Consider the following 25,555-nt stretch of genomic DNA (forward strand, 5'->3'; position numbering starts at 1 on the left):
CGTGGAGCAATGACTTATTTACCGGCAAACAGCTTGGGAATTTCCCGCAGACACCAGGCTTTCGCTTCGCCCATACTGTCGCGACGCCAGGCCATAATGATATCTACCTGGCTGGTATATTCCGGGCTCACAACACGTAAGCGACCTTCGGCGATATCCTGTTCAACCAGTGGATAAGGCATCGTCGCCACGCCCAGGCCGGACAGCAGCGCCTGGCGTTTATCCTCGATGGTACTCACCGTCAGCCTTGGCTGCTTATCCAAAAGCTGTACCGTCAGCACCGGACGCTCGCGGGCGGTATCGGCAACAGCCACGCCGCGGTATTTCACGCGCGTCACTTCCGAGAGCGGTTCCGCTTCCTGATGGATCGGGTGATCCGGCGCAGCAACATAGACGTTCATTACCGAGTAAAGCTTGCGTGAGTTGATTTCCGACGAAGAGCGAAAATGCATATCCGGCGCGACAACGATATCGGCACGCCCCTGCTCCAGCCGCTCCCACGCCCCGGCCAGCACTTCAGTAATGATCGATAACTGCGTATTGGCTTTTGCGGCCAGCCGGTCGACCAGCGGAAACAGATCCCCCGTTGGCACCAGCGCTTCAGTGACCAGCGTTAAGTGTGTTTCCCAACCGCGCGCCAGCGCTTCTGCATCGGTTGTCAGTTTATCGGCGGCTTCCAGCAGGATGCGACCTCGCTCCAGCAGCATTCGCCCGACATTGGTGAATTTCGTTCGGTGCCCGGAACGGTCAAACAGCACGACATCCAGCTCTTCTTCAAGTTTTTGCATGGTATAGCTGAGCGCAGAAGGCACGCGTCCCAACTCATCCGCCGCCGCGGCAAAGCTTCCGCGTCGGTCAATCGCATCCATCACACGTAACGCTTCCAGCGTCAGCGCCCTTTCTTTGGCCATAAGTGTTCTCATTCAGGAAATTTGAACATACCGGGCAGAATATCTGGCTAACAATGCAGCGTCCATACCTTTAACATTGTTTTAAGTAAAGAGAGGTCAACAATTATGATTACTACACGTACTGCAAAACAATGCGGACAAGCTGACTTCGGCTGGCTTCAGGCCCGCTACACTTTTTCTTTTGGACATTACTTCGACCCGAAATTACTGGGCTATGCCTCCCTGCGTGTGTTGAACCAGGAAGTGCTCGCCCCTGGCGCGTCGTTCCAGCCACGCACCTACCCGAAAGTGGATATTTTAAATCTGATTCTGGAAGGCGAAGCGGAGTATCGCGACAGCGAGGGCAACCATGTCCAGGCGAAAGCCGGTGAAGCGTTGTTAATTGCCACCCAGCCCGGCATCAGCTACAGCGAACATAACCTTAGCAAAGACAAATCGTTAACGCGCATGCAGTTATGGCTGGATGCCTGTCCCGAGCGTGAAAACCCACCGGTGCAAAAAATGACCATTGCCGATGTGGCGCAGCAACTGCTGGCTTCCCCCGATGGCAGCCAGGGAAGTTTGCAGCTTCGCCAGCAAGTGTGGCTGCACCATATCGAGCTTGCCAAAGGCGAAGAGTTGCAGATTCAACTGCATGGCCCGCGCGCCTATTTGCAATCGATTCACGGTACGGTACACGCAGTAACGCATTGCGAAGCAAAAGAAGCGCTCACCTGTGGTGACGGCGCGTTTATTCGTGACGAGGCTAACATAACCCTGGTTGCGGATACGCCGTTGCGCGCTTTGCTGATAGATTTACCCGTGTGATAGTTGCGTTACGTAAGTGAGTAAATGAAATGAGCAGCACAATGAATTTTATGACAGACCCTACACAGCAAACCCCACTCCCCGTCGTGGCTGGATTCGGTTATGAAGAGATGCTGACAGAGCTGGAAGCGATTGTCGCAGAAGCCGTTGTCCGACTGGCGGAAGAAGAAGCCACCGCCTGACCCATAAGCCCCGGCGCACAAGACCGGGGCACATCTCTGTTGAACCCTACTGTCGTTCTTCGCGAACTTAGCATGCCCGGTTTCGCGCCTGAAACTGCCCCGGCGTGCTGCCAAAGCGCAGCTTAAATGCGGCGATAAAAGCACTGACGTTATCGTATCCGCAGCGTTCTGCCGTCTCACTTACCGGCGCCCCGCGCAGCAGATGCCCCATCGATGCCAGGACTTTTGCCTGCTGCCGCCACTGGCTAAAACTCAGCCCGGTTTGTTCGCTGAACAAGCGGCTTAATGTTCTGACGCTCAAGCCAAAGAGCTTAGCCAGTTGCGCCTGATTTGCCGCATGGTGTGGCTCCGACAATAGCAGTTCAGCCACCCGTTTCGCCCGGCGATCCTGCGGCAGGGTTAACTGCAACGGCGCGCCTGGTGCTACGCGAATCTCCTCCATCATCACCGCCAGAAGCGATGCCTGGCGAGACGGGTCGCACTGCGTTATGCGTTCCATCAACAGCATCATAAACGGATCGGCAGGCCACACTCCCGCGAAAGTGGGGGCATCATCATGGTTGAGTTGCAGGCTATGTCCTTCCACATCGCCCACGCTCCAGGCGCAGTGGCGCATCTGCGCAGGAAACCAGCCGACAGTCGCGGGCGTTAGCGCCCATTGCGCCTGCTCCGTTTTCACAATCATCATCCCTCGCTGAATGCAAAACAGCTGCCCGGTAACATGCTGGTGCCACTCGGTAGTGTGCTTGTTTTGATGCGTGAGTCGCTGCTTTTGTACGATTAACATGGCTGATAAACCGTATTTGATGTCCTGATGCGGCTAATATACCAACGCGGTGGGGCGATATCCTCTTTATAAGCACAAATGAGGATAACAATAATGGATATCACCCAACGTATCGCCTTGGCTTTGCAAAGCGTCGTTTGCCACCCTGACCATAACGAAGCCAAAATCCGCCAATTCTTCTCGCCGGATTATCAACAAGTTGTCGACGGACAGTCGCTTAATTTCACGGGATTTGTTGAGCATATGGCAAAGCTCAAACATCTGACGCACGCCATTGACGTGACGGTGGTCGCCATTGCCGGGCAAAACAATGACGTATTGACGCACCATCTTGTAGCAGTGAGTAAGAAAGATGGCTCTCAGGCACACATTGACGTATTTGCGCATTTCACGCTAGAGAACGGGCTAATCACCCGCTGCGAGGAGTTAACCCGGCTGGTGCAGGGCACGGCGCAAGACCGTTCACTGGGCAGCGTGAGATAACCGCGTGTTGTTGCGCTCGATCACGTCCTGCACGAAACGGCGCAGGATCTCCGCCGCGCCCGGCGCGGGCAGCACGCCGGCGACTAAACTGTCGGCATCGGTACCCTCTTTTTCGATGTGCGCGCGATTCAAACGCAGCAGATCGGTCGCGATTTCCGGCGTCATTTCCGGGTGAAATTGCACCGAAATGGCCTGCGGCCCGTATCGAACGATCTGATGATTATCGTGCGCGGAAGAGGCCAGCACCGATGCGCCTTCAGGCAACCGCGTCACGGTTTGCCGGTGCGTCAGGTGCGCAGGGAAACTTTCAGACAGGTGGCTGAGTAGCGGATCGTTGTGCGCCGAGGTGTGCAAATAAACGGTTTTTGTCCCCGCTTCACGGCCCTGCGGATGGTATTCAACATTCCCGCCCAGGGCCCAGGACATCAGTTGATGACCGTAGCAAACGCCAAACAGCGGCATCTCAATCGCAATGGCTTCGCGGATCCACTCTGCGGTTTTCTCGCTCCACGGCAGCCTGTCGGAAACCATTGCCCATGAACCGGTAATGATCGCTGCCCGGCGCGCATCCGGGGCTGGCAGCGTTTCGCCTTCAAAGACGCGAACCACGTCCACCTCTTCAGGAGCACAACCGATAACCCGGCAAAACCAATGCGGAATATCCCCGTGGGCGTCACGTAAAGGCTTCGGGGCATCCCCCATCTGAATAATGATCAATGATTTTTGTTCCATGACGCCAGCGACTCCCGCGATGCTAGTTTCAAAACCGTTTAAGAACATGTTAGCGCTTTTCGACAGCCTTCCGACGGGATATTTATTTATAAGGTTAGCAGTACCGGTGCTTAACGGTACGACGCGCGCAACAGCAAAATGCCTGCAAGTTGCCAACTTCCGCACGCAAAAAACCCGCAAGATTGCTCCTGCGGGGGCCTTTAAGAGTCGGAACTGACCGATAAGCCGCGTTCTTTCATAAAAAGTGGAGTGGGCAGGCGTCCATCTTGCCGTCTCAAAAAGCAAAACCCCGCCGAAGCGGGGTTTTACCTGAATAATCGAAACTGACCGGTAAGCCGTGCTCTTTCATCGAAAGCGGAGTGGACAGCCATTCATCTTTAGCCGCCAGAAAGCAAAAACCCCGCCGAAGCGGGATCTTACCTGAACAGTCGAAACTAGCCGGTAAGCCGCGTTCTTCCATAGAAAGCGGAGTGGACAGCCATTCATCTTTAGCCGCCAGAAAGCAAAAACCCCGCCGAAGCGGGATCTTACCTGAACAGTCGAAACTGACCGATAAGCCGCGTTCTTTCATAGAAAGTGGAGTGGACAGTTATTCAGCTTTAGCCGCCAGAAAGCAAAAACCCCGCCGAAGCGGGGTTTTATTAATAGTCGAAACTGACCGATAAGCCGGGTTCTGTCGTGGACAGTCATTCATCTAGGCCAGCAATCGCTCACTGGCTCAAGCAGCCTACCCGGGTTCAGTACGGGCCGTACCTTATGAACCCCTATTTGGCCTTGCTCCGGGTGGAGTTTACCGTGCCGCGAACTGTTGCCAGACGCGCGGTGCGCTCTTACCGCACCCTTTCACCCTTACCTGATCCCACTTGCGTGGGCCATCGGCGGTTTGCTCTCTGTTGCACTGGTCGTAGGCTTGCGCCTCCCAGGCGTTACCTGGCACCCTGCCCTATGGAGCCCGGACTTTCCTCCCCTCCGCCCGTCTCCCCCGAAGAGGACGACGACGAAGCGGCGACTGTCTGGTCAGCTTCGGCGCGCAGTATAGAGGGTTTGCTTGCGCCTGTCACCCTTCCGTCAACATTCCCACTTGCAAGGTGGCGGCAATATTGCGCGATGCGCGATAAATATTGTCAAACGCGCCACGAAACGCCTCTTCCAGCGTACCGATGCTGGTCAGCACGCTAAATACGGCGTCAATGCCGTACTGGTGAACCACGCCCACATCGCTGGTCAAACTCCCGGCGATACCGATCACCGGCTTGTGATATTTTTTGGCGACATGCGCCACGCCCACCGGCACTTTGCCGTGAATACTCTGGCTGTCGATGCGCCCTTCGCCCGTCACGACCAGGGTGCAATCATGAATATGCTCTTCGAGATTGAGCGCCTGCGTCACGATCTCAATGCCGCTGCGCAATTCCGCGCCGAGAAAAGCCATCAGCGCCGCGCCCATCCCGCCCGCTGCGCCGGAGCCAGGCACGTTTTTCACATCAACACGCAATGATTTTTTAATGACATCGGCGAAATGGCTCAGGTTGCGATCCAATTCGACAATCAACGCTTCCGTCGCCCCTTTTTGCGGACCAAAAATGCGTGATGCGCCCTGTTCGCCGATCAAAGGGTTAGTGACATCGCAGGCGACACGCAGTGTGCAGTGCTGCAAACGCGGATCGAGCCCGGAAATATCAATGGCGTTCAGGCTTATCAGACTACCGCCGCCGTAGCCGATTTCCGTCCCGTTAGCATCGGTCAGTTTCGCACCCAGCGCCTGCACCATACCCGCGCCGCCGTCGTTAGTTGCGCTACCGCCAATGCCAATAATAATGTTGGTCGCCCCCTGTTCCAGCGCGTGCAAAATAAGTTCCCCGGTGCCGCGCGAAGTGGTAATCAAAGGGTTACGTAATTCAGGTGGAACAAGCGCCAGCCCGCTCGCCGCCGCCATTTCAATAAACGCGGTTTTTCCGTCGCCAGACATCCCCCAGCAGGCTTCAACATGTTTACCCAGCGGTCCAGTGACGCGCGCGGTGTGCACCGTGCCATTTGTGGCGGCAATCATGGCTTCAACCGTACCTTCGCCACCATCCGCAACCGGAACAGAAACGTATTGAGCATCCGGGAAAATTTCCCGAAATCCTTTTTCTATCGCCTGCGCTACTTCGGTAGCTGAAAGGCTTTCTTTGTAAGAGTCTGGGGCGATTACGATTTTCATAGTTGTGAGCCTGATAGTGCCGCGCACTTCACCCTTCAGGCCAATAGCGGCCTGAAGAAGTGGATAAATAAGGAGTCAAGGGCGCAGCGCCGCGCCCTTCTTATTAACGAGTAACTTCGATCTTCGCCAGTTTCTCGTAGTAGCATGCCAGCGCGCTATGGTCGGCATTGCCCAGGCCATCAGCACGCAGCGCCTGCATCATCTCCATCACCGCAGCAGTCAGCGGCAGCTGCGCGCCCACGCCGTGCGAGGTATCCAGCGCGTTGGAGAGATCTTTGATATGCAGATCAATACGGAAACCCGGTTTGAAGTTGCGATCCATCACCATCGGCGCTTTCGCGTCCAGCACGGTGCTGCCCGCCAGACCACCACGAATTGCCTGGTAGACCAGATCCGGGTTAACGCCCGCTTTAGTCGCCAGCGTCAGCGCTTCGGACATCGCGGCAATGTTCAGCGCCACGATCACCTGGTTTGCCAGTTTGGTCACGTTGCCCGCGCCGATATCACCGGTATGCACCACAGATCCCGCCATCGCTTTCAGCAGATCGTAATATTTGTCGAAAATCGCTTTGTCACCGCCCACCATCACGGACAGGGTGCCGTCGATGGCTTTCGGTTCACCGCCGCTGACCGGCGCGTCCAGCATGTCAACGCCTTTCGCTTTCAGCGCGTCGCTGATTTCACGGCTGGCCAGCGGTGCGATAGAGCTCATGTCGATAAGCACAGTACCCGGCTTCGCGCCTTCGATGATGCCACCTTCGCCCAGTGCCACTTCTTTTACGTGCGGGGAGTTCGGCAGCATGGTGATAATCACATCACACTGCTCAGCAACGGCTTTCGCGCTGGTCACGGCTTCAGCGCCTGCGGCAATCACTTCAGCCACGGCGTCCTGGTTACGGTCCACGACCACCAGTGAGTAACCGGCTTTAATGAGGTTTTTACTCATTGGTTTACCCATGATACCCAGGCCAATGAAACCAACTTTCATCGTCATAATTGCGTCTCTCTCTTTAATGGTGGTTTGATTATTTCTTAAAGGTGTCGGCCAGCTTCTGCGTGGCTGAGCGGAACACGCCAAGGTCGCTACCAACGGCCACCACGGTCGCGCCCCATTCAAGGTAGCGGCGTGCGTCGGCTTCAACCGGCGCCAGAATGCCGCTCGGTTTGTTGTGCGCTTTGGCGCGCGCAAAAATGTGTTGAATGGTGCGCTGTACTTCCGGGTGCGCGGCATTGCCGATGTAACCCAGCGTGGCAGCCAGATCGCTCGGGCCAACAAACACCCCGTCTACGCCGTCGGTCGCAAGGATTGCGTCGAGGTTATCCACACCCGCCTGGCTTTCGATCTGCACCAGAATCGAGATGTTGGCGTTGGACTGGCGGAAATAATCCGGCACGGTGCCGAACATATTGGCGCGGTGTGAAACAGAGACACCGCGAATGCCTCCCGGCGGATAACGGGTCGCCGCAACAGCGTTTACCGCTTCTTCTTCGGTTTCAACAAACGGGATCAGGAAGTTATAGAAACCGATGTCCAGCAGGCGTTTGATAACCACCGGATCGTTGGTTGGAACTCGCACCACCGGCGCGCTAACGCTGCCCTTTAATGCCATTAATTGCGGTACAAAAGTGAGCACGTCGTTTGGGGCGTGTTCGCCGTCCAGCAGCAGCCAGTCAAAGCCCGCCAGACCCAGAACTTCAGTGCTGATATGACTACCCAGCGCAGACCAACAACCGATTTGAATCTGTTGGGCCGCCAGCGCGGCCTTGAATTTGTTTGGGAAGATATCGTTATTCATCTTTTGTACCTTAATGAGTTGTTGCTTATTTCTTCAGTTCCATACGTTTAATGTCGCCAACCACGAACAGATAGCAGACCATCATCATCAGCGCTGAACAGCCTACGAACACCAACGCACCGTTGAAAGAATGCAACTCTTTAACCATGTATCCGATAACCAGTGGCGTCACGATAGAAGCCACGTTACCGAACACGTTGAATACGCCACCGCACAGACCGACAATCTCTTTCGGCGCGACATCGGAAATCACCGGCCAACCCAACGCGCCAAAACCTTTACCGAAGAACGCCAGCGCCATCAGGGCAATAACCAGTGCGGTGTTATCGGTGTAGTTACACAGAATGATGCTTGAAGCCAGTAACATCCCGACCACGATAGGGAATTTACGCGCCACGGTCAGCGAGGAACCGCGCTTAATCAGGTAATCAGAGAAAAATCCGCCCAGCACGCCACCAGCAAAACCGCATAGCGCCGGAATGGAGGCAACAAACCCGACCTTGAGGATCGACATGCCTTTTTCCTGCACCAGATAAATCGGGAACCAGGTCAGGAAGAACCAGGTAATGGTGTTGAGGAAGTACTGACCAAAAAACACGCCAAGCATCATGCGGTTGCACAGCAGTTGCTTGATGTAATCCATTTTAGGACCGGCGTTTTTACTGTCGTCCGTTTTTTTATGGTCCATATCCACGACCGCGCCATTTTGCTCGATGTACTCCAGCTCTTCGCGGGACATCCGCGGATGGTCAGTTGGGTTGTGGACAAATTTCACCCAGGCGAAGGTCAGCACAAAACCGATCGCGCCCATCACGGTAAACACATGTTCCCAGCCCCAGGCGAACGTCAACCAGCCCAGCAGCGGCGAGAACAACGCCAGAGAGAAGTATTGTGCGGAGTTAAAAATCGCCGAGGCCGTACCGCGCTCTTTCGCCGGGAACCAGGCCGCAACGATGCGGGCGTTCGCAGGGAACGAAGGCGCTTCTGAGAAGCCGAGCATAAACCGCATGAAAAACATCGAAATCCCGGCCCAGGCGATCGGGAAGACATCAACAAAACCCTGCAAGAAGGTGAAGAGTGACCAGAAAAACAGACTCCAGGTATAAACCTTTTTCGAGCCGAAGCGGTCAAGCAGCCAGCCGCCAGGGATTTGCATCAGCAGGTAAGCCCAGCCGAATGCCGAAAAGATGTAGCCCATCGAGACAGAATCAAGTTGCAGCTCTTTCGCAACCTCTGTCCCGGCAATGGACAGCGTAGCGCGGTCTGCATAGTTCACAGCAGTAACAATAAATATAATCAGCAAAATTAAATAACGGGTGGGTAAGCCCCGTTTTGTTTCAACGGCATGTTCAACAGTCATTTTTTAATTTCCTCGGGCACCGCTAACTTTAAAATATAATTATTGTGATGTTTCTTACCTGATTTTATTTAAGCACTCGAAACTATTATCAGATAATTGGCACTTCGATTTTATTAGCTCTCAGTATAATCAGCGCCATGATGTCACACACTGGAGGGTTGCTCAATTTTACGCTTTTGCAAAAAGAATAATTTGAGCATATGCACATACGCCTGGGCGCTAATGCACAGATCTTGCATTAGACAGCCCCGCCGGACGGGACATCACAATAATAAGTGACGCAGATCACATTTTATTATTTAAACTCCTGACATTCTTATTTCAGCAAATGAGATTTTTATTTCTGATATTAATTACAGAATAAAGAATGGTTCCTCTTTTTATTGAGTAATGCATCGTACAGTTAGCTGGAGATTACTTAACAATGTCCGACATTGAAATTAGACAGCAACCGCCAGGGGCGTTTTATATTAAGGTACACGACACGGATAATGTCGCGATCATCGTTAATGACAATGGCTTAAAAGCGGGAACCCGTTTTCCGGATGGACTTGAGCTTATTGAACATATTCCGCAAGGCCATAAAGTGGCGCTGGTCGATATTCCCCATCACGGTGAAATCGTACGTTACGGTGAAGTGATTGGTTACGCTGTGCGCGACATTGCACGCGGTAGCTGGATTGATGAATCCACAGTCGAGCTGCCAAAAGCGCCGCCGCTGAATACGCTGCCGCTGGCGACCAAAGTCCCGGAGCCGCTGCCGCCGCTGGAAGGTTACACCTTTGAAGGTTACCGCAATGCGGACGGCAGCGTCGGCACCAAAAACCTGCTGGGTATCACCACCAGCGTGCATTGCGTGGCGGGCGTTGTCGATTATGTCGTGAAGATTATCGAACGCGATCTGCTGCCGAAATACCCGAATGTGGACGGCGTCGTCGGTCTGAACCATCTTTATGGCTGCGGCGTGGCGATTAACGCGCCGGCTGCGGTGATCCCCATTCGTACTATCCATAACCTCGCGCTGAACCCGAACTTTGGCGGTGAAGTGATGGTGATTGGTCTCGGTTGTGAAAAATTACAGCCGGAGCGTCTGCTGCAGGGCACCGAAGATGTGCAGGCCATTCCGGTCGACAGCGCCAGCATTGTGCGTTTGCAGGATGAGCATCACGTGGGTTTCCGCTCGATGGTGGACGACATTCTGCAGGTGGCTGAACGCCACCTGGTGAAGCTGAATCAGCGCAAACGTGAAACCTGCCCGGCCTCCGAACTGGTTGTCGGCATGCAGTGCGGCGGCAGCGATGCGTTCTCCGGCGTTACCGCCAACCCGGCGGTTGGTTTTGCATCGGACCTGATTATTCGCTGCGGCGGCACGGTGATGTTCTCTGAAGTGACCGAAGTACGCGATGCGATCCACTTACTGACGCCGCGCGCCATTAACGAAGAAGTGGGCAAACGCCTGCTGGAAGAGATGGCCTGGTACGATAACTATCTCGATATGGGCAAAACCGACCGCAGCGCCAACCCTTCTCCGGGGAACAAAAAAGGCGGTCTGGCGAATGTGGTCGAGAAAGCGCTGGGTTCAATTGCGAAATCCGGTAAGAGCGCCATTTCGGAAGTGCTCTCACCCGGTCAACGCCCGACTAAACGCGGCCTGATTTACGCGGCAACACCGGCGAGTGATTTCGTGTGTGGTACTCAACAAGTCTCTTCCGGGATTACGTTGCAGGTCTTCACCACCGGTCGCGGTACGCCTTACGGCCTGGTTGCGGTACCGGTGATTAAGATGGCAACGCGTACCGAACTGGCGAACCGCTGGTATGACTTAATGGATATTAACGCCGGGACGATCGCCACGGGCGAAGAGACGATTGAGGATGTGGGCTGGAAGCTGTTCCACTTCATCCTGGATGTCGCCAGCGGACGTAAGAAAACCTTCTCGGATCAGTGGGGCCTGCACAACCAACTGGCGGTGTTTAACCCGGCTCCGGTGACCTGATTTTTATAAGAAAAATGTAAACCTCACTTTTAAGCATGGCTGCGGCCATGCTTTTTTTTATTGCTTCACCAGTAGCACGTCGATACCGCTTTTCTGCAACCCATGCAGGCTTTCTACCGGAATACCTTCATCCGTAATGATCATATCAATGCGTTGGGTATCAATAATTTTGTGCAAACTCAAACGGTTAAACTTGCTGGAATCGGTTACCACAATAATGCGCTCTGCGACTTCGCACATCCGGCGGTTCAGCCGCGCCTCATCTTCGTTATGCGTGCTGACGCCGCGTTCGAGATCGATGGCATCGACACCGAGAAAAAGGATGTCGAAATGGTAATTCTGTAGTGATTGCTCCGCCTGATCGCCATAGAAAGACTGCGACTGACGGCGCAAGTGCCCTCCAGTCATCAGCAACTCGACCCCTTCAGCATCGAGCAATGCATTCGCGACGTTCATCCCATTGGTCATCACAATGACATCCTGGTGTTGCTTCATCATGCGCGCAATTTCATACGTCGTGGTTCCCGAGTCGAGAATCACCCGATGCCCTGGCTTTATCATGTCCGCCGCCGCCAGCGCGATCCCCCGTTTCAGCCCGGTATTTAACGCGCTTTTATCTTCAACAGAAGGCTCGGTTGCCGGTGCGTTACCGTCACAGATCAGCGCCCCGCCATACGCGCGCACGGCAATTCCCTGTTTTTCCAGGAAAGCGAGATCGTTGCGGATTGTGACGGTGGATACGCCAAAAAGAGTAGATAAATCATTAACCTGTACGCTTCCCTGCTGCCGTAGCCGCTGGATGATCTGCTCACGCCTTTCGCTCGTACCAATGGTGCGCTTTTCGGGTGAGGAACTGATGCTGGCCATAAGAAATCCTTTATCTAAACTTTCGTTTCATTTCGATTTACTTATTAAACCTGACTTCATAAGGAATGCAAGCGTGAAATGGAAAGCTGCTCCCGGAAAGTGACGGCAAGAATCTTTCATTATGTTTGTTTTGTGAAACAGATCGGAAAAGCATTATCTTTCATTTTATTTTTAAGAGAACATCAATCAGGATAAAAGGAAACCAAACGAAAGAATAAAACCTGAAGACGCTAAAAAGGAGAGGAAAGTGAAACATCTTACCGCGCTGATAAAGCACCACAAAGAGGGCGACAAGAAAGGGATCTACGCCGTTTGTTCTGCCCATCCGCTGGTGCTTGAAGCCGCCATCCGATTTGCCGCCGCTCATCACCACCCCTTACTCATTGAGGCGACATCCAATCAGGTCGATCAATTTGGCGGCTACACCGGCATGACACCAGCGCAGTTTCACGCTTTCGTTTGCCAGCTTGCCGATAAGCTGAACTTCCCACGCGCGCAGTTGATTTTGGGGGGCGATCATCTTGGCCCGAATCGCTGGCAAACGTTACCCGCCGCCGAGGCCATGTCGCATGCTGAAGAGCTGATTACGCATTACGTCACGGCGGGTTTCAAAAAAATCCATCTCGACTGCAGCATGTCGTGCGCCGACGATCCCACGCCGCTTACCGATGAGATTGTCGCGGCACGCGCCACAAGGCTGGCGCAGGTGGCCGAAGCGGCCTGTATCGAACAATCGGGCGAAAGCGATTTGGTTTACGTCATCGGCACTGAAGTTCCCGTCCCTGGTGGTGCCCATGAAACGCTCACCGAGCTTGCCGTGACCTCACCCGATGCCGCACGCGCCACGTTACAGGCGCACCGCATCGCGTTTGAACGCCAGGGGCTAAGCAATATCTGGCCGCGCATCATCGCGCTAGTGGTCCAGCCTGGCGTTGAGTTCGATAACAGCCATGTCGTGGATTACCAGCCACAAAAAGCCAGCGCCCTGAGCAAAATGGTTGAAGATCAGCCGACCCTGGTGTTTGAAGCCCACTCCACGGATTACCAGACGCCGCAGGCACTGCGTCAGTTGGTTCACGATCACTTTGCTATTTTGAAAGTCGGCCCGGCGCTCACTTTCGCCCTGCGCGAAGCGCTGTTCGCCCTGGCGGCTATCGAAGAGGAACTGCTTCCCGCGCGCGCCTGTTCCGATCTTCGCCACGTGCTGGAAAATGTCATGCTCGACCGTCCTGAGTACTGGCAAAGCCATTATCACGGTGACAGCCACGCCCGCCGCCTGGCGCGAGATTATAGCTATTCAGATCGCGTGCGTTACTACTGGCCGGATAGCCAGATTGATGAATCCTACGCACGACTGGTGCGCAACCTGGCCGACCACGCTATTCCACTTCCGCTCATTAGCCAGTACCTGCCGCTCCAGTACGCCAGAGTGCGTGAGCACAAGCTGAGCGCAACGCCCAACGCGCTGATTATTGATCACATCCAAGACGTGCTGCGTCAGTACCACGCCGCCTGTCAGGGCGTGTCATCTGATAACCCTTAACAGGAAAACGCTATGTAAAACACCGTGTTAAGCCGTATCGATGAACGCTTAATCCACGGCCAGGTTGGGGTGCAGTGGGTTGGTTTGCCGGGGCGAACCTGGTACTGGTAGCCAACGATGAGGTTGCCAACGATTCCGTACAGCAAAATTTGATGGAAATGGTGCGCTTCTGGTCGCTGTAAAAGCAGATCGTCAAAACAGTCTGTCGACGTCTGCGACATTACAGCGTTCAATGTATTGCAAGCCAACGTCGTTGAGTGCTGCTACAAAGTGTACCGACAGAACTCGCACTGGATATCTTCACACTACATTAAGGCAATTTTATGCAAATCAGCTTGTTACAGTCTGTCGCGCTGGCTATTGTCGGTAAATTTGCCCACTTTCTCTGAATTAAGGAGTCACGATGCTGGGAATTATTCTTTGTGGACACGGTGGTTTCGCCAGTGGAATGGCAAGGGCAATGACGCAAATTCTGGGGGAGCAGTCGCAATTTATTGCTATCGATTTTCCGGAAACATCAACGACTGCCTTGCTGACAGAACAACTCGAAGAGGCGGTTAACACGCTAAGTGGCAACGAGGGAGTGGTGTTTCTCACCGATCTACTGGGCGGTACGCCATTTCGTGTCGCGTCCACTTTAGCCATGCAGCAACCGAACCGTGAAGTCATTACCGGCACCAACCTGCAACTGCTGCTGGAAATGGCACTTGAACGGGATGAATTAAGTTGTGAAGCGTTTCGCGCACAAGCGCTTGAGTGCGGTCATCGTGGCCTGACAAGCCTCGCCGATGAACTGGGGCGTTGCCGCGACGAACAACAGATTGAAGAAGGGATCTGACAGATGAGATCACGGCTAATGCACTAGCCCGACTCCCCTTTGTAGTCCTTTTCCCTGTCTGTTATTTGGGCATGGCGCGCTTATCACGCCATGCCTTTTCTTTCGCTTTCACTTTTATTTCCCAGCATAGTCCCCTAGTTTATTTAAATTTCACTTCCTTTGCATTAACGATCACAATTTTCGATTTATTGCTATTTTCGCATTGATCTTTGACTTAACTTTCGTTACGTTTCATTTAACGAGAAATATATTCAATGAAACGAAATGAAAGGTTTCTTTCCTGCTCACTTTCGTGACCGTGCATGACTAAGGAATACGCTATGAGTGAAATGCTTTCCGGGCGATCAAACACGTCAACCTGGACCGAACGAGAAATTCGTCAACAACCGGCGTGCTGGATTGCCTCGCTTGAGAATATCGATCGCCAGCGCGATGAGATTGATGCGTTTTTGCAGCCCGTTTTATCAATACAAAATCTTAAAATTATTCTTACTGGCGCAGGGACTTCCGCCTTTATTGGCGACATTATTGGTCCCTGGCTTGCGCGCCACACCGGGAAAAATATCACCGCCGTACCGACCACCGACCTGGTCACCAACCCTGTGGACTATCTTCAGGAAACGCAACCAACACTGCTGGTATCCTTCGGGCGCTCTGGTAACAGCCCGGAAAGTGTCGCGGCCGTTAACCTGGCAGACCAGCTCGTCAGGCAGTGTTATCACCTTGCGATCACCTGCAACGAAGCCGGTGCGCTGTACCAGAATGCTGAGGCCAGCCGCCATGGCAAGGCGCTGTTGATGCCTGCCGAAACGCACGATCGCGGCTTCGCCATGACCAGCAGCATCACCACCATGATGGCAAGCTGCCTTGCCCTCTTCGCACCCGATGTCATTAGCACAGCGCGCTTTCGTGATGTTGCCACACGCTGCCAGCAAATCATTCACTCGCTCGGGGATTTCTCCGCTGGCGTATTCGGGGATTTACCCTTCAAACGCATTGTCTATCTCGGTAGCGGCGGGTTGCAGGGCGTAGCGAGAGAATCGGCGCTCAAAGTGCTGGAATTAACCGCCGGCAAACTGGTTGCCTTCTACGATTCCCCTACAGGCTTTCGCCACGGCCCCAAATCACTGATTGATAACGAAACGCTGGTTGTTGTGTTTATGTCGAGCCACCCTTATACACGCCTCTACGATCGCGATCTGCTGGCAGAGCTTCACCGAGAAAACCAGGCACTGCGCATTGTCTCTGTCAGTGCAGCACCAGAGCACGCTATCCCGTCAGACGCACAGATTACGCTGCCCCCCGCCCGCGAATTTCTGGATGTCGAGCAGGCATTTTGTTTCCTGATGTACGCGCAGGTATTTGCCCTCACCCAATCGATAAAAGCCGGGATCACCCCGGATACCCCGTCCCAGAGCGGAACGGTTAACCGGGTGGTACAGGGCGTCGTCATTCATCCGTGGCAGGAGGCGTAATGAGCATTATCTCTACCAAATATCTTTTGCAGGACGCGCAGGCGAAAGGTTACGCCATCCCTGCGTTCAATATCCATAATGCAGAGACTATTCAGGCCATCCTTGAAGTTTGCCAGGAGATGCGTTCACCGGTGATCCTTGCCGGCACCCCAGGCACTTACAAACACATCGCTATCGAAGAGATCTACGCGCTGTGCGACGCCTACTCTGCCAGTTACCACATGCCTGTGGCGCTCCATTTGGATCATCACGAATCGCTGGATGATATCCGCCGCAAGGTCAATATCGGCGTACGCAGTGCCATGATTGACGGCAGCCATCTGCCTTTCGACGACAATGTCCGGCTGGTTAAATCCGTTGTCGATTTCTGTCATAGCCAGGATTGCAGCGTCGAAGCGGAACTGGGGCGCCTTGGTGGCATGGAAGACGACATGAGCGTGGACGAGGAAAGTGCTTTTCTGACGTCACCGCAGGATGCGCGACGCTTCGTCGAATTAACCGGCGTTGACAGCCTCGCCGTCGCGATTGGTACGGCGCACGGCCTGTATACGAAACCGCCGAAACTCGACTTTCAGCGACTTGCCGCCATCCGTAACGTGGTGGATGTTCCTCTGGTGCTGCACGGTGCCAGTGATGTTCCCGACGAATTTGTCCGTCGGGCGATTGGATTAGGCATATGCAAGGTCAATGTCGCGACGGAGCTGAAAATCGCGTTCGCCGCGGCGGTGAGAAAATGGTTTGACGAGAACCCTGACGGTAACGATCCGCGTTACTACATGCGGGTCGGTATGGATGCGATGAAAGACGTTGTGCGAAGTAAGGTCACGGTCTGCGGTTCAGCCGACAAACTGGAGAAGTAAGGAACTATTTTGGGCGCACTGAGGCAGCCTTTACGTCATTACATGTTGTAAGCATCACTGGAATAAATATTAAAAAGGAACATATCCGTATTAATTAATGACAGGACAATAGTATGAGCTCACCGAATATTTTACTCACACGCATCGATAACCGTCTCGTCCATGGGCAGGTGGGCGTTACCTGGACATCGGCTATCGGTGCCAATTTGCTTGTCGTCGTAGACGATGACGTCGCAAAAGATCCCTTGCAGCAAAAACTGATGGGCATAACAGCAGAAACCTATGGCTTTGGTATCCGCTTCTTTTCGCTGGAAAAAACAATAAACATTCTCGATAAGGCTGCGCCTCATCAAAAAATTTTCCTCATCTGCCGCACGCCAGAAACAGTACGAAAACTGATAGAAGGTGGCGTGAAACTTCACGACGTCAACGTCGGCAATATGCATTTTTCTGCGGGGAAAAAACAGATAAGCAGCAAAGTCTATGTCAATGAACAGGACCTGGACGATTTGCGTTTTATCAAACATCACGGGGCCCATATTTTCATTCAGGATGTTCCCGGCGATACAAAAACCGATATTCCCGACTGAGCTTTTTGTCGGCCAACGATGGTAAGCAACGCTCTCTGATGAGGCTGAAAAATGCATGAAATAACGCTAATACAGGGATTATCCCTGGCGGCTCTGGTTTTTATCCTCGGTATTGATTTCTGGCTGGAAGCATTATTCCTGTTCAGACCAATTATTGTTTGTACCCTGACAGGCGCGATCCTCGGGGACATTCATATCGGGTTAATCACCGGCGGCTTAACCGAACTCGCCTTTGCAGGCTTAACCCCGGCGGGCGGTGTACAACCTCCAAACCCGATTATGGCGGGCGTAATGACGACGGTCATCGCGTGGTCCACGGGTGTCGACGCCAAAACGGCAATCGGTCTTGGGCTGCCGTTTAGCCTGTTAATGCAATACATCATTCTGTTCTTCTACTCTGCTTTCTCGTTATTTATGTCGAAAGCGGATAACTACGCCAGCACGGGCGATACCCGGGCCTTTGCGCGCCTTAACTGGCTCACCACGCTGATTGTTGCCTGTTCATACGCCATTATCGCGTTTCTGTGTACCTACATGGCACAGGGCGCAATGCAGGCGCTGGTGAAGGCAATGCCTGGCTGGCTGACACACGGCTTTGAAGTGGCGGGCGGCATTTTGCCAGCGGTCGGTTTCGGCTTGCTCTTACGCGTCATGTTTAAAGCGCAATACATTCCCTACCTGATCGCCGGGTTTCTGTTCGTCTGTTATATCCAGGTCAGCAACCTGCTGCCGGTTGCCGTTTTAGGTGCCGGTTTCGCAGTCTATGAATTCTTCAATGCGCGGGCGAAAAACCAGTCTCAACCGCAGGCAGAAAGCAACCCCAGCGATAAAGAGGATTACAGCAATGGCATCTGAAATCAGTAAGAAAGATATCACCCGGTTAGGTTTCCGTTCGTCCGTGCTGCAAGCCAGTTTTAACTATGAAAGGATGCAGGCTGGCGGTTTTACCTGGGCGATGCTGCCGCTTTTGAAAAAGATTTATAAGGATGATAAAGACGGCTTAAGCGCGGCAATGAAAGACCATCTGGAATTTATTAATACCCACCCCAACCTGGTTGGTTTTTTGATGGGGCTGCTTATCTCAATGGAAGAGAAAGGGGAAAACCGCAGCACCATTAAGGGGCTAAAAGTGGCGCTGTTTGGCCCTATCGCGGGGATTGGGGATGCCATTTTCTGGTTTACGCTGTTACCGATTATGGCGGGAATCTGTTCCTCTTTTGCCAGCCAGGGCAACCTGCTTGGCCCGATACTTTTCTTTGCAGTCTACCTGGCGATTTTCTTTTTGCGCGTCGGCTGGACACACGTCGGTTATTCTGTGGGCGTTAAAGCGATTGATAAAGTTCGGGAAAACTCACAAATGATCGCAAGGTCGGCAACAATTCTGGGGATTACCGTTATCGGCGGTCTGATCGCCTCGTATGTGCATATCAATGTGATCACCACCTTTCCCATTGATGAAACACACAGCGTCGCGCTACAGAAAGACTTTTTTGACAAGGTGTTCCCAAACATTTTGCCAATGGGGTATACGCTACTGATGTATTACCTGCTGCGTGCGAAAAAGACTCACCCGGTGGTGCTGATTGCGGTGACATTTGTGCTGTCAATTCTTGCCTCAGCGTTGGGTATTCTCTGACAGAGCCGGGGCGCAACGCGACTGCGCCCCGCTCATAATGCGGCTTACTCTTGCTGTTCCAGCGCGTATTTATACAGCGCGTTTTTCTTCACGCCGTGGATTTCCGCCGCCAGCGCGGCCGCTTTTTTCAGCGGCAGCTCGGTTTGCAGTAACGCCAGTGTGCGCAACGCATCGGCGGGTAACACATCTTCCTGCGCCTTGTGCCCTTCGACGATCAGTACCATCTCGCCTTTACGGCGGTTCTCATCCTCTTTAACCCATGCCAGCAGCTCGCCCACCGGCGCCCCCTGAATGGTTTCCCAGGTTTTGGTCAGCTCACGCGCCAGTACCACGTAACGGGATTCACCCCATACGGCGACCATATCTTCCAGGCTTTCCAGCAGGCGGTGAGTGGATTCATAAAAAATCAGCGTACGGCTTTCGGTTTCCAGCCCTTTGAGCGTATCGCGACGCCCTTTCGATTTGGCAGGCAGAAAACCTTCGTAACAGAAACGATCCGACGGCAGCCCGGCGGCGCTTAACGCGGCGATGGCCGCGCACGGCCCCGGCAACGGCACCACGCGGATACCGGCCTCGCGGCAGGTACGCACCAGATGGTAGCCTGGATCGTTAATCAGCGGCGTTCCGGCGTCGGAGACCAGCGCAATGTTCTGCCCCTCTTTTAATTTCGCCACCAGCGTTTCGGCTTTTTGCTGCTCATTATGGTCGTGCAGCGCAAACAAACGGGCATTAATAGCAAAGTGCTGGAGCAGTAAACCGGTGTGGCGGGTATCTTCAGCGGCAATTAAATCAACGGCTTGTAACACGTTAAGCGCGCGCTGCGTAATATCAGCCAAATTCCCGATAGGAGTAGGTACAATAAAGAGCTGACCTTGAGAATTCTCCGCCGATTCGTGTTGTTTCATTGTTTCATCCGTATTGCCGATTTAATATTGAGCATTGCGTAAAAATTATCACTGGATACAGTATGCTACCGTCAAGATTTCTACGTTCGAAAGCCACGCGCTGCCTGCCTGTGGTGCTCGCCGCCCTGCTGTTTGCAGGCTGCGGCACGCAATCGACAGACCAAAGCGCCTCGCATATGCAGGGCGAAGCGCAGGCCGATTCTGGCTATTACCTGCAGCAGATGCAGCAAAGCACAGATGATAGCAAGACCAACTGGCAATTACTCGCCATTCGTGCACTGCTGAAAGAGGGAAAAACCCAGCAGGCCGGCGAACTGTTTGCCCAGCTGCCGCAGGATCTGAGCGATAATCAGCGTAAAGAACGCACGTTGCTCGCTGCCGAAATGAAACTGGCGCAGAAGGATTTTGCCGGTGCGAAAGCGCAACTCAACGAACTCGATCCCGCCGATCTTGAGCAGAACCAGCAAGCGCGTTACTGGCAAATTGGCATTTCCGCCTCGCAAGGCAAGCCTTCTCTGACGCTGCTGCGCGCGCTCATTGCCCAGCAACCGCTGTTGAGTAAACCAGAAGAGAAGCAGAAAAACATCGACGCCACCTGGCAAGCGCTGGCCTCCATGACGCAAGATCAAGCCAGAGCGCTGGTGATCAACGCCGATGAAGTGACGCTGCAAGGCTGGCTCGACCTGCAACGCATGTGGTTCGACAACCGCAACGATCCCAATATGCTGAAAGCGGGCATTACCGACTGGCAAACGCGCTACCCGCAAAACCCGGCGGCGAAAATGCTGCCTACGCAGTTGTCGAACATGCAAAACTTTAAACCGGCGGCAACCAACAAAATCGCGCTACTGTTACCGTTAAATGGCCAGGCGTCGGTGTTTAGCCGCGCTATTCAGCAAGGTTTTGAAGCGGCGAAAAACGGCATCGCCCCGGTTTCCGGCCCAGCGGTTCCGCAGCAAGTTGCCCAGGCCGCCACCGCAGCCGTTGTCAGCCCGGCAGACGCGAATGTGAATGACCTGACCAACGCCCCGGCGCAGCAAAATGCGGCTGCACCGGATGCTCAACAAGCGCAAGCACCGGATAGCGCAGCACAAAGTGACGCAGCAACAACGAATTCCGCCGCCACTGCTCAGCAAGATCCGGCAGCCACAACGCCCGCTCAGCCGACCGACGCTAATGCGACGCAACCGGTCGCTGCACCTGCCGTGGCAGGCACACCGGCGAACCCAGGCGCTGAGCTGAAAGTGTACGATACCAGCGCACAGCCAATGGATCAGATCCTCAACCAGGTTCAGCAGGATGGCGCCAGCATCGTGGTCGGCCCGCTGCTCAAAAACAATGTTGAAGAGCTGATGCGCAGCAACACGTCGCTGAACGTGCTGGCACTCAACCAGCCGGAGCATGTCGAAAACCGTGCCAACATTTGCTACTTCGCCCTCTCGCCAGAGGATGAAGCCCACGATGCCGCACGCCATATTTTTGAGCAGGGTCGTCATGCGCCGCTGCTGCTGGTGCCACGTAGCGCGTTGGGTGAACGCGTCAGCACCGCGTTTGCCGATGAGTGGAAAAAACTGGGCGGCGGCGTTGTGTTAGCGCAAAAATTTGGTTCCACCGCTGAACTGCGTATGGGGCTGAACGGTCGCTCTGGCATCGCCCTGACCGGTAGCCCGGTTGCCTCCAGCCTGCCACAGCAGCCAGGCGTGACGGTTGGCGGTCTGAATATTCCGGCTCCGCCGACGGATGCGCAAATTAGCGGTAGCGGCAGCGTTGACGCGGTGTATATCGTCGCCACGCAGGATGAAATCGCGCTGATTAAACCGATGATTACTCTGCGTACCGGCAGCCAGAGCGGTGTGATGCTGTACGCCAGCTCACGCAGCGCGCAGGGCGGCGCAGGCCCGGATTTCCGGCTTGAAATGGAAGGCCTGCAATTCAACGAAATCCCGATGCTTGCCGGCGCAAATCCGTCGCTGATGCAGCAAGCGCTGAAAAGCGTGAATAACGACTACTCGCTGGCGCGTCTGTACGCGATGGGCGCGGATGCCTGGTCGCTGGCGAATAACTTCTCGCAAATGCGTCAGGTGCCGGGTTTCGAGCTGAACGGCAATACCGGCGATTTAACGGCTACACAGGATTGCGTGATCAACAGGAAGTTGTCATGGCTCAAATATCAACAGGGGCAAATCGTCCCGGCGAATTAAGCCGTAAGCAGACCGGCGACGTGTGGGAAGCGAAAGCGCGTCGCCTGCTGGAAAGCAAAGGACTGCACTTTATCGCCGCCAATGTGCGCGAGCGCGGCGGCGAAATCGATCTGATAATGCGACACGGCAAGACGACCGTGTTTATTGAAGTACGCTACCGAAAATCGGCGCGTTTTGGCGGTGCAGCAAGCAGCGTCACCCGCGCCAAGCAAGCCAAACTGCTGCATACCGCGCGTTTATGGCTGGCCCGGCACAATGGGAGTTTTGACACTGTGGATTGCCGGTTTGATGTGGTAGCCTTCACCGAAAATGATGTTGAGTGGATACCCAACGCCTTTAACGACCACTCATGATTGGCTCAATGATAGGGATTACCGTGCTCGAACGAATTAAAGTCTGCTTTACGGAAAGCATTCAAACCCAAATTGCAGCGGCGGAAGCGCTACCTGATGCCATTTCCCGAGCAGCCATGACGATGGTTCACTCCCTGCTGAATGGCAACAAAATCCTCTGTTGTGGCAACGGCACATCTGCCGCCAACGCACAGCATTTTGCTGCCAGCATGATCAACCGTTTTGAAACAGAACGTCCTAGTTTACCTGCCATTGCACTTAATACCGATAATGTGGTCTTAACCGCGATAGCAAATGACCGTCTGCATGATGAAATTTATGCCAAGCAGGTTCGGGCGCTCGGCCATACCGGCGATATTTTATTAGCCATCTCAACGCGTGGTAACAGTCGCGATATCGTTAAAGCCGTCGAAGCGGCGGTAACGCGCGATATGTCAATCATTGCGTTGACGGGCTACGACGGTGGCGAGCTGGCGGGTCTGCTGGGGCCGCAGGATGTCGAAATTCGTATTCCTTCCCACCGCAGCGCGCGCATCCAGGAAATGCACATGCTGACGGTAAATTGCTTATGCGATCTGATTGATAACACGCTTTTTCCTCACCAGGATGATTAAGGAGTACACATGAAGGCATTTACGCCCCTCGCAGTCCTTATTTCCGCGCTGCTGTTACAGGGTTGTGTTGGCGCAGTGGTGGTAGGTTCCGCAGCCGTGGGCACAAAAGCCGCGACGGATCCGCGAACCGTTGGCACCCAGGTGGATGACAGCACGCTGGAACTGCGCGTGAATAGCGCGCTGTCGAAAGACGAACAAATTAAGAAAGAAGCGCGTGTTAACGTCACCGCCTATCAGGGGAAAGTGCTGCTGACCGGCCAGGCGCCGAATACCGATCTCTCTTCGCGGGCAAAACAGATTGCCGTTGGCGTGGAAGGGACAACCGAAGTCTTTAACGAGATCCGCCAGGGCCAGCCGATTGGTCTGGGTACGGCCTCTTCCGATACCTGGATCACCACCAAAGTGCGCTCGCAGTTGCTGAGCAGCGACCAGGTGAAATCGTCAAACGTGAAAGTGACGACAGAAAACGGTGAAGTGTTCCTGATGGGGCTGGTCACCGAGCGCGAGGGCCGTGCCGCCGCGGATATCGCCAGCCGCGTAAGCGGGGTGAAACATGTGACCACCGCCTTTACCCTGCTTAAATAAACCCGCAGTCATGAAAAAGCCCGGTCAAAACCGGGCTTTTTTTCGCGCATTAATTGGCTTACAGCAGCGCTGTAATACCGGTAATCACTCCGCACAACGCCACGAGGCCGCCGGTCAGCCACAGGGCTTTCGCCGGGAAAGATTTACGCAGCATAACGAGCGATGGCAGGCTAACCGCCGGCAGCGTAATCAACAGCGCCAGCGCAGGCGCCATGCCCATCCCCGCCAGCATCATGGTTTGCACAATCGGAATTTCTGCCGCCGTAGGGATAACAAACAGGCAACCGACAATCGCCATCGCAATCACCCACAGCAATGTGTTATCCACCGCGCCATCCGCATGCGGGAACAGCCAGACGCGCGCCGCACCGAGAACCAGCACCGCGAGGATATAGACCGGAATAGTGCTCCAGAACAGTTGCCATAACGCCTTGCCCCAGCGCGCCATAAAGCTACCCTGCGGCTCCGGCAAGGTGATCTCCACCGGCTCTGCCTGTTGCGGGCTATCTTTCACCAGCATCTGTACCAGCGTTGCCACGCCGAGCACGGTGACCAGACCGGCAACCAGGCGGATTGCCGCGAAATGCCAGCCAAGCACAAACCCCATAAACACTAGCGTCGCCGGGTTCAGCAGCGGGTTGCCCATCCAGAACGCCAGCGCACCGCCCATCGAAACGCGCTGACGCCGCATGCCCGCCGCCACCGGCGCCGCACAGCAGGAGCACATCATGCCAGGCAGAGAAAATAACGTACCAAACAGGGTGCCGCTAAAGCGTTTTTGCCCCAGCGTGCGCAGCAACCAGTCGCGCGGGATAAGCACCTGAATCAACGAACCGAGCAGCACGCCGAGTACGGCTGCCTTCCAGACTGCGAGAAAATAGACCATGGCATAATCAAGCGCCGCCTGAAACGGGCTGGAGTCGGCCTGGGAAAGAATGGATTTACCGATGCTGTGTGTCTCGGCGGCGGTGAATGCTTTGCCGTAATAAGGCTGCCATTTCACGTACCAGAGACCAACGATAACAACAAGAAAGAACAGAGCGGGTTTCCACCATTGAACAGGTGTTGCCGCTTGAGGTGAAGACTGACCAGTCATAACATTCCCCGGGGATATATTTATAAGCCCGAGAATAGTACGCCGTGATAACTATTTTGCCAATGTGCTATCCGCTGCGATCGCCCGTAGCTGCGCGGATTTCACTACCCGGACAGGCTGGCTCGCAGGCAAAAATGCCAGCGCCAGCATTGCGCGGGCAACATCGTGGGCGGAAATCGACTTCCAGTTGCCCGGTAACAGGCGGAAAAGCGGTGCCAGCAACGATTCATTGACCCGTTTTTTCTCCCGATCCCCCAACAGCATTGACGGGCGGACGATGGTCAGCGACGGCCACTGTTGCGCCATCAACGCGTTTTCCATCTCACCTTTTACGTGATTGTAGAAAAACGGCGAGCGCGCGTTTGCTCCCATTGAACTGACCACCAGCATTTGCGTGGCGCCAAGGCGCAGGCCGGTGATTGCCGTGTCCACCACCAGCGTGTAATCAGCAAGCACAAATGCCTCTTTGCTCCCCGCCTCACGCCGGGTAGTACCGAGGCAACAAAAAACTGTATCGACCGGTTCCGTGACCTGTGCCAGCGCGTCACTGAGCTGAGGATCGTGCGGGTTCGCAACACCAGAGATGCCCTGCAACGGTCGGCGAGTCGGCGCCGTGATCGCGTCGATTCGCGGGTCGCTATTCAGCAAGCGCAACAGATGCCCGCCAACCAGACCGGTGGCACCGGTGATTAATACACGTTGCATCGTTTCCCCCTTTGCAGATGAATCTGTGTT

General features: G+C 54.3%; 27 protein-coding genes, 1 other RNA gene and 1 pseudogene. 16 read left to right on the forward strand and 13 right to left on the reverse strand.

Features of this window, described 5'->3' with window-relative positions; all coding sequences use genetic code 11:
- Positions 1 to 14: 14 nt before the first annotated feature.
- A complete protein-coding gene (locus M8Q36_RS02855; RefSeq protein ID WP_200552321.1) occupies positions 15 to 911 on the reverse strand; it encodes a LysR family transcriptional regulator in 897 nt (298 codons plus the stop codon).
- Positions 912 to 1,016: 105 nt separating this feature from the next.
- On the opposite strand from M8Q36_RS02855, the gene M8Q36_RS02860 reads away from it, so the two are divergent.
- Together M8Q36_RS02860 and M8Q36_RS25455 are read left to right on the forward strand one after the other, a co-directional pair.
- Complete coding sequence (locus tag M8Q36_RS02860) at positions 1,017 to 1,718, forward strand: pirin family protein (protein ID WP_020455386.1); 702 nt, start codon at positions 1,017 to 1,019, stop codon at positions 1,716 to 1,718.
- Positions 1,719 to 1,768: 50 nt separating this feature from the next.
- Positions 1,769 to 1,900 (forward strand): protein YhaL, encoded by a 132-nt coding sequence (locus M8Q36_RS25455; RefSeq protein ID WP_416211253.1) that lies wholly within the window; start codon positions 1,769 to 1,771, stop codon positions 1,898 to 1,900.
- Between the two features lie 67 nt (positions 1,901 to 1,967).
- On the opposite strand, the gene M8Q36_RS02870 is transcribed toward M8Q36_RS25455, so the two are convergent.
- Positions 1,968 to 2,687, reverse strand: a complete 720-nt coding sequence (locus M8Q36_RS02870; protein ID WP_249879975.1) for an AraC family transcriptional regulator — start codon at positions 2,685 to 2,687, stop codon at positions 1,968 to 1,970.
- Positions 2,688 to 2,780: 93 nt separating this feature from the next.
- Here M8Q36_RS02870 and M8Q36_RS02875 point away from each other — a divergent pair, with 93 nt between their 5' ends.
- Positions 2,781 to 3,170 carry a nuclear transport factor 2 family protein gene (locus M8Q36_RS02875; protein WP_249879976.1) on the forward strand — a complete coding sequence of 130 codons (390 nt, stop codon included), beginning with the start codon at positions 2,781 to 2,783 and terminating at the stop codon, positions 3,168 to 3,170.
- Here the strand turns inward: M8Q36_RS02875 and M8Q36_RS02880 are convergent.
- The 7 genes from M8Q36_RS02880 to M8Q36_RS02910 form a co-directional block, all read right to left on the reverse strand.
- On the reverse strand, positions 3,150 to 3,902 hold the full coding sequence (locus M8Q36_RS02880; RefSeq protein ID WP_249879977.1) for a glutamine amidotransferase: 753 nt from the start codon (positions 3,900 to 3,902) through the stop codon (positions 3,150 to 3,152). The two genes, M8Q36_RS02875 and M8Q36_RS02880, sit on opposite strands and share 21 nt — an antisense overlap.
- 274 nt (positions 3,903 to 4,176) lie before the next feature.
- On the reverse strand, positions 4,177 to 4,473 hold the full coding sequence (locus M8Q36_RS02885) for a hypothetical protein (RefSeq protein WP_249879978.1): 297 nt from the start codon (positions 4,471 to 4,473) through the stop codon (positions 4,177 to 4,179).
- A gap of 75 nt (positions 4,474 to 4,548) precedes the next feature.
- Positions 4,549 to 4,927, reverse strand: an RNA gene (rnpB, locus tag M8Q36_RS02890) — RNase P RNA component class A.
- Positions 4,928 to 4,959: 32 nt separating this feature from the next.
- Positions 4,960 to 6,105: a glycerate 2-kinase gene (gene garK, locus M8Q36_RS02895; protein ID WP_249879979.1), complete on the reverse strand. Its 1,146-nt coding sequence runs from the start codon at positions 6,103 to 6,105 to the stop codon at positions 4,960 to 4,962.
- A gap of 103 nt (positions 6,106 to 6,208) precedes the next feature.
- Positions 6,209 to 7,099 carry a 2-hydroxy-3-oxopropionate reductase gene (gene garR / locus M8Q36_RS02900; protein ID WP_249879980.1) on the reverse strand — a complete coding sequence of 297 codons (891 nt, stop codon included), beginning with the start codon at positions 7,097 to 7,099 and terminating at the stop codon, positions 6,209 to 6,211.
- A gap of 31 nt (positions 7,100 to 7,130) precedes the next feature.
- Positions 7,131 to 7,901 carry a 2-dehydro-3-deoxyglucarate aldolase gene (garL, locus tag M8Q36_RS02905; protein ID WP_249879981.1) on the reverse strand — a complete coding sequence of 257 codons (771 nt, stop codon included), beginning with the start codon at positions 7,899 to 7,901 and terminating at the stop codon, positions 7,131 to 7,133.
- Positions 7,902 to 7,926: 25 nt separating this feature from the next.
- Positions 7,927 to 9,261 (reverse strand): MFS transporter, encoded by a 1,335-nt coding sequence (locus M8Q36_RS02910; RefSeq protein WP_249879982.1) that lies wholly within the window; start codon positions 9,259 to 9,261, stop codon positions 7,927 to 7,929.
- Positions 9,262 to 9,685: 424 nt separating this feature from the next.
- On the opposite strand from M8Q36_RS02910, the gene garD reads away from it, so the two are divergent.
- Entirely contained in the window at positions 9,686 to 11,257 is a 1,572-nt protein-coding gene (garD, locus tag M8Q36_RS02915) for a galactarate dehydratase (RefSeq protein WP_200552330.1), read from the forward strand.
- A 57-nt stretch (positions 11,258 to 11,314) separates the two neighbouring features.
- Here the strand turns inward: garD and M8Q36_RS02920 are convergent, their stop codons facing one another.
- The gene (locus tag M8Q36_RS02920; protein WP_017457384.1) at positions 11,315 to 12,124 is read right to left on the reverse strand and encodes a DeoR family transcriptional regulator; all 810 of its coding nucleotides are present in this window, start codon (positions 12,122 to 12,124) and stop codon (positions 11,315 to 11,317) included.
- 247 nt (positions 12,125 to 12,371) lie between these two features.
- Here M8Q36_RS02920 and kbaZ point away from each other — a divergent pair, with 247 nt between their 5' ends.
- The 8 genes and pseudogenes from kbaZ (at position 12,372) to agaD (ending at position 19,066) form a co-directional block, all read left to right on the forward strand.
- Positions 12,372 to 13,667, forward strand: coding sequence for a tagatose-bisphosphate aldolase subunit KbaZ (gene kbaZ, locus M8Q36_RS02925; RefSeq protein WP_249879983.1), 1,296 nt, complete (start codon positions 12,372 to 12,374; stop codon positions 13,665 to 13,667).
- 24 nt (positions 13,668 to 13,691) lie between these two features.
- Positions 13,692 to 13,846, forward strand: a pseudogene (locus M8Q36_RS02930) (PTS sugar transporter subunit IIB); the annotation flags it as partial.
- A 224-nt stretch (positions 13,847 to 14,070) separates the two neighbouring features.
- Entirely contained in the window at positions 14,071 to 14,505 is a 435-nt protein-coding gene (agaF, locus tag M8Q36_RS02935) for a PTS galactosamine/N-acetylgalactosamine transporter subunit IIA (RefSeq protein ID WP_017457382.1), read from the forward strand.
- A 320-nt stretch (positions 14,506 to 14,825) separates the two neighbouring features.
- The gene (locus tag M8Q36_RS02940; protein ID WP_249879984.1) at positions 14,826 to 15,980 is read left to right on the forward strand and encodes an SIS domain-containing protein; all 1,155 of its coding nucleotides are present in this window, start codon (positions 14,826 to 14,828) and stop codon (positions 15,978 to 15,980) included.
- Entirely contained in the window at positions 15,980 to 16,840 is an 861-nt protein-coding gene (kbaY, locus tag M8Q36_RS02945; RefSeq protein ID WP_249879985.1) for a tagatose-bisphosphate aldolase subunit KbaY, read from the forward strand. Before M8Q36_RS02940 ends, kbaY begins: the two co-directional genes overlap by 1 nt.
- Positions 16,841 to 16,953: 113 nt before the next feature.
- Positions 16,954 to 17,430 carry a PTS galactosamine transporter subunit IIB gene (gene agaB, locus M8Q36_RS02950; protein WP_249879986.1) on the forward strand — a complete coding sequence of 159 codons (477 nt, stop codon included), beginning with the start codon at positions 16,954 to 16,956 and terminating at the stop codon, positions 17,428 to 17,430.
- Between the two features lie 51 nt (positions 17,431 to 17,481).
- A complete protein-coding gene (gene agaC / locus M8Q36_RS02955; RefSeq protein ID WP_017457378.1) occupies positions 17,482 to 18,285 on the forward strand; it encodes a PTS galactosamine transporter subunit IIC in 804 nt (267 codons plus the stop codon).
- Positions 18,275 to 19,066 carry a PTS galactosamine transporter subunit IID gene (gene agaD / locus M8Q36_RS02960; protein ID WP_249879987.1) on the forward strand — a complete coding sequence of 264 codons (792 nt, stop codon included), beginning with the start codon at positions 18,275 to 18,277 and terminating at the stop codon, positions 19,064 to 19,066. Before agaC ends, agaD begins: the two co-directional genes overlap by 11 nt.
- Before the next feature lie 44 nt (positions 19,067 to 19,110).
- Here agaD and rsmI read toward each other — a convergent pair whose 3' ends face one another.
- Entirely contained in the window at positions 19,111 to 19,971 is an 861-nt protein-coding gene (gene rsmI, locus M8Q36_RS02965; RefSeq protein ID WP_249879988.1) for a 16S rRNA (cytidine(1402)-2'-O)-methyltransferase, read from the reverse strand.
- Between the two features lie 62 nt (positions 19,972 to 20,033).
- Between rsmI and M8Q36_RS02970 the strand changes: the two genes are divergently transcribed.
- The 4 genes from M8Q36_RS02970 to dolP are packed head-to-tail and all read left to right on the forward strand — an operon-like array spanning position 20,034 to position 23,724.
- Positions 20,034 to 22,172, forward strand: coding sequence for a penicillin-binding protein activator (locus M8Q36_RS02970; protein WP_249879989.1), 2,139 nt, complete (start codon positions 20,034 to 20,036; stop codon positions 22,170 to 22,172).
- A complete protein-coding gene (locus M8Q36_RS02975; protein WP_249879990.1) occupies positions 22,130 to 22,525 on the forward strand; it encodes a YraN family protein in 396 nt (131 codons plus the stop codon). Before M8Q36_RS02970 ends, M8Q36_RS02975 begins: the two co-directional genes overlap by 43 nt.
- 23 nt (positions 22,526 to 22,548) lie before the next feature.
- On the forward strand, positions 22,549 to 23,139 hold the full coding sequence (diaA, locus tag M8Q36_RS02980; RefSeq protein ID WP_040016590.1) for a DnaA initiator-associating protein DiaA: 591 nt from the start codon (positions 22,549 to 22,551) through the stop codon (positions 23,137 to 23,139).
- Between the two features lie 9 nt (positions 23,140 to 23,148).
- Complete coding sequence (gene dolP / locus M8Q36_RS02985) at positions 23,149 to 23,724, forward strand: division/outer membrane stress-associated lipid-binding lipoprotein (protein ID WP_017457372.1); 576 nt, start codon at positions 23,149 to 23,151, stop codon at positions 23,722 to 23,724.
- A 58-nt stretch (positions 23,725 to 23,782) separates the two neighbouring features.
- Here the strand turns inward: dolP and M8Q36_RS02990 are convergent, their stop codons facing one another.
- Both M8Q36_RS02990 and M8Q36_RS02995 read right to left on the reverse strand, forming a co-directional pair.
- Positions 23,783 to 24,820, reverse strand: coding sequence for a permease (locus M8Q36_RS02990; RefSeq protein WP_249879991.1), 1,038 nt, complete (start codon positions 24,818 to 24,820; stop codon positions 23,783 to 23,785).
- Between the two features lie 51 nt (positions 24,821 to 24,871).
- Entirely contained in the window at positions 24,872 to 25,525 is a 654-nt protein-coding gene (locus tag M8Q36_RS02995; protein WP_249879992.1) for an NAD(P)H-binding protein, read from the reverse strand.
- Between the last annotated feature and the right edge of the window lie 30 nt (positions 25,526 to 25,555).

It is taken from the genome of Kosakonia sp. R1.Fl (assembly GCF_023516815.1).
Lineage (GTDB): Bacteria > Pseudomonadota > Gammaproteobacteria > Enterobacterales > Enterobacteriaceae > Kosakonia.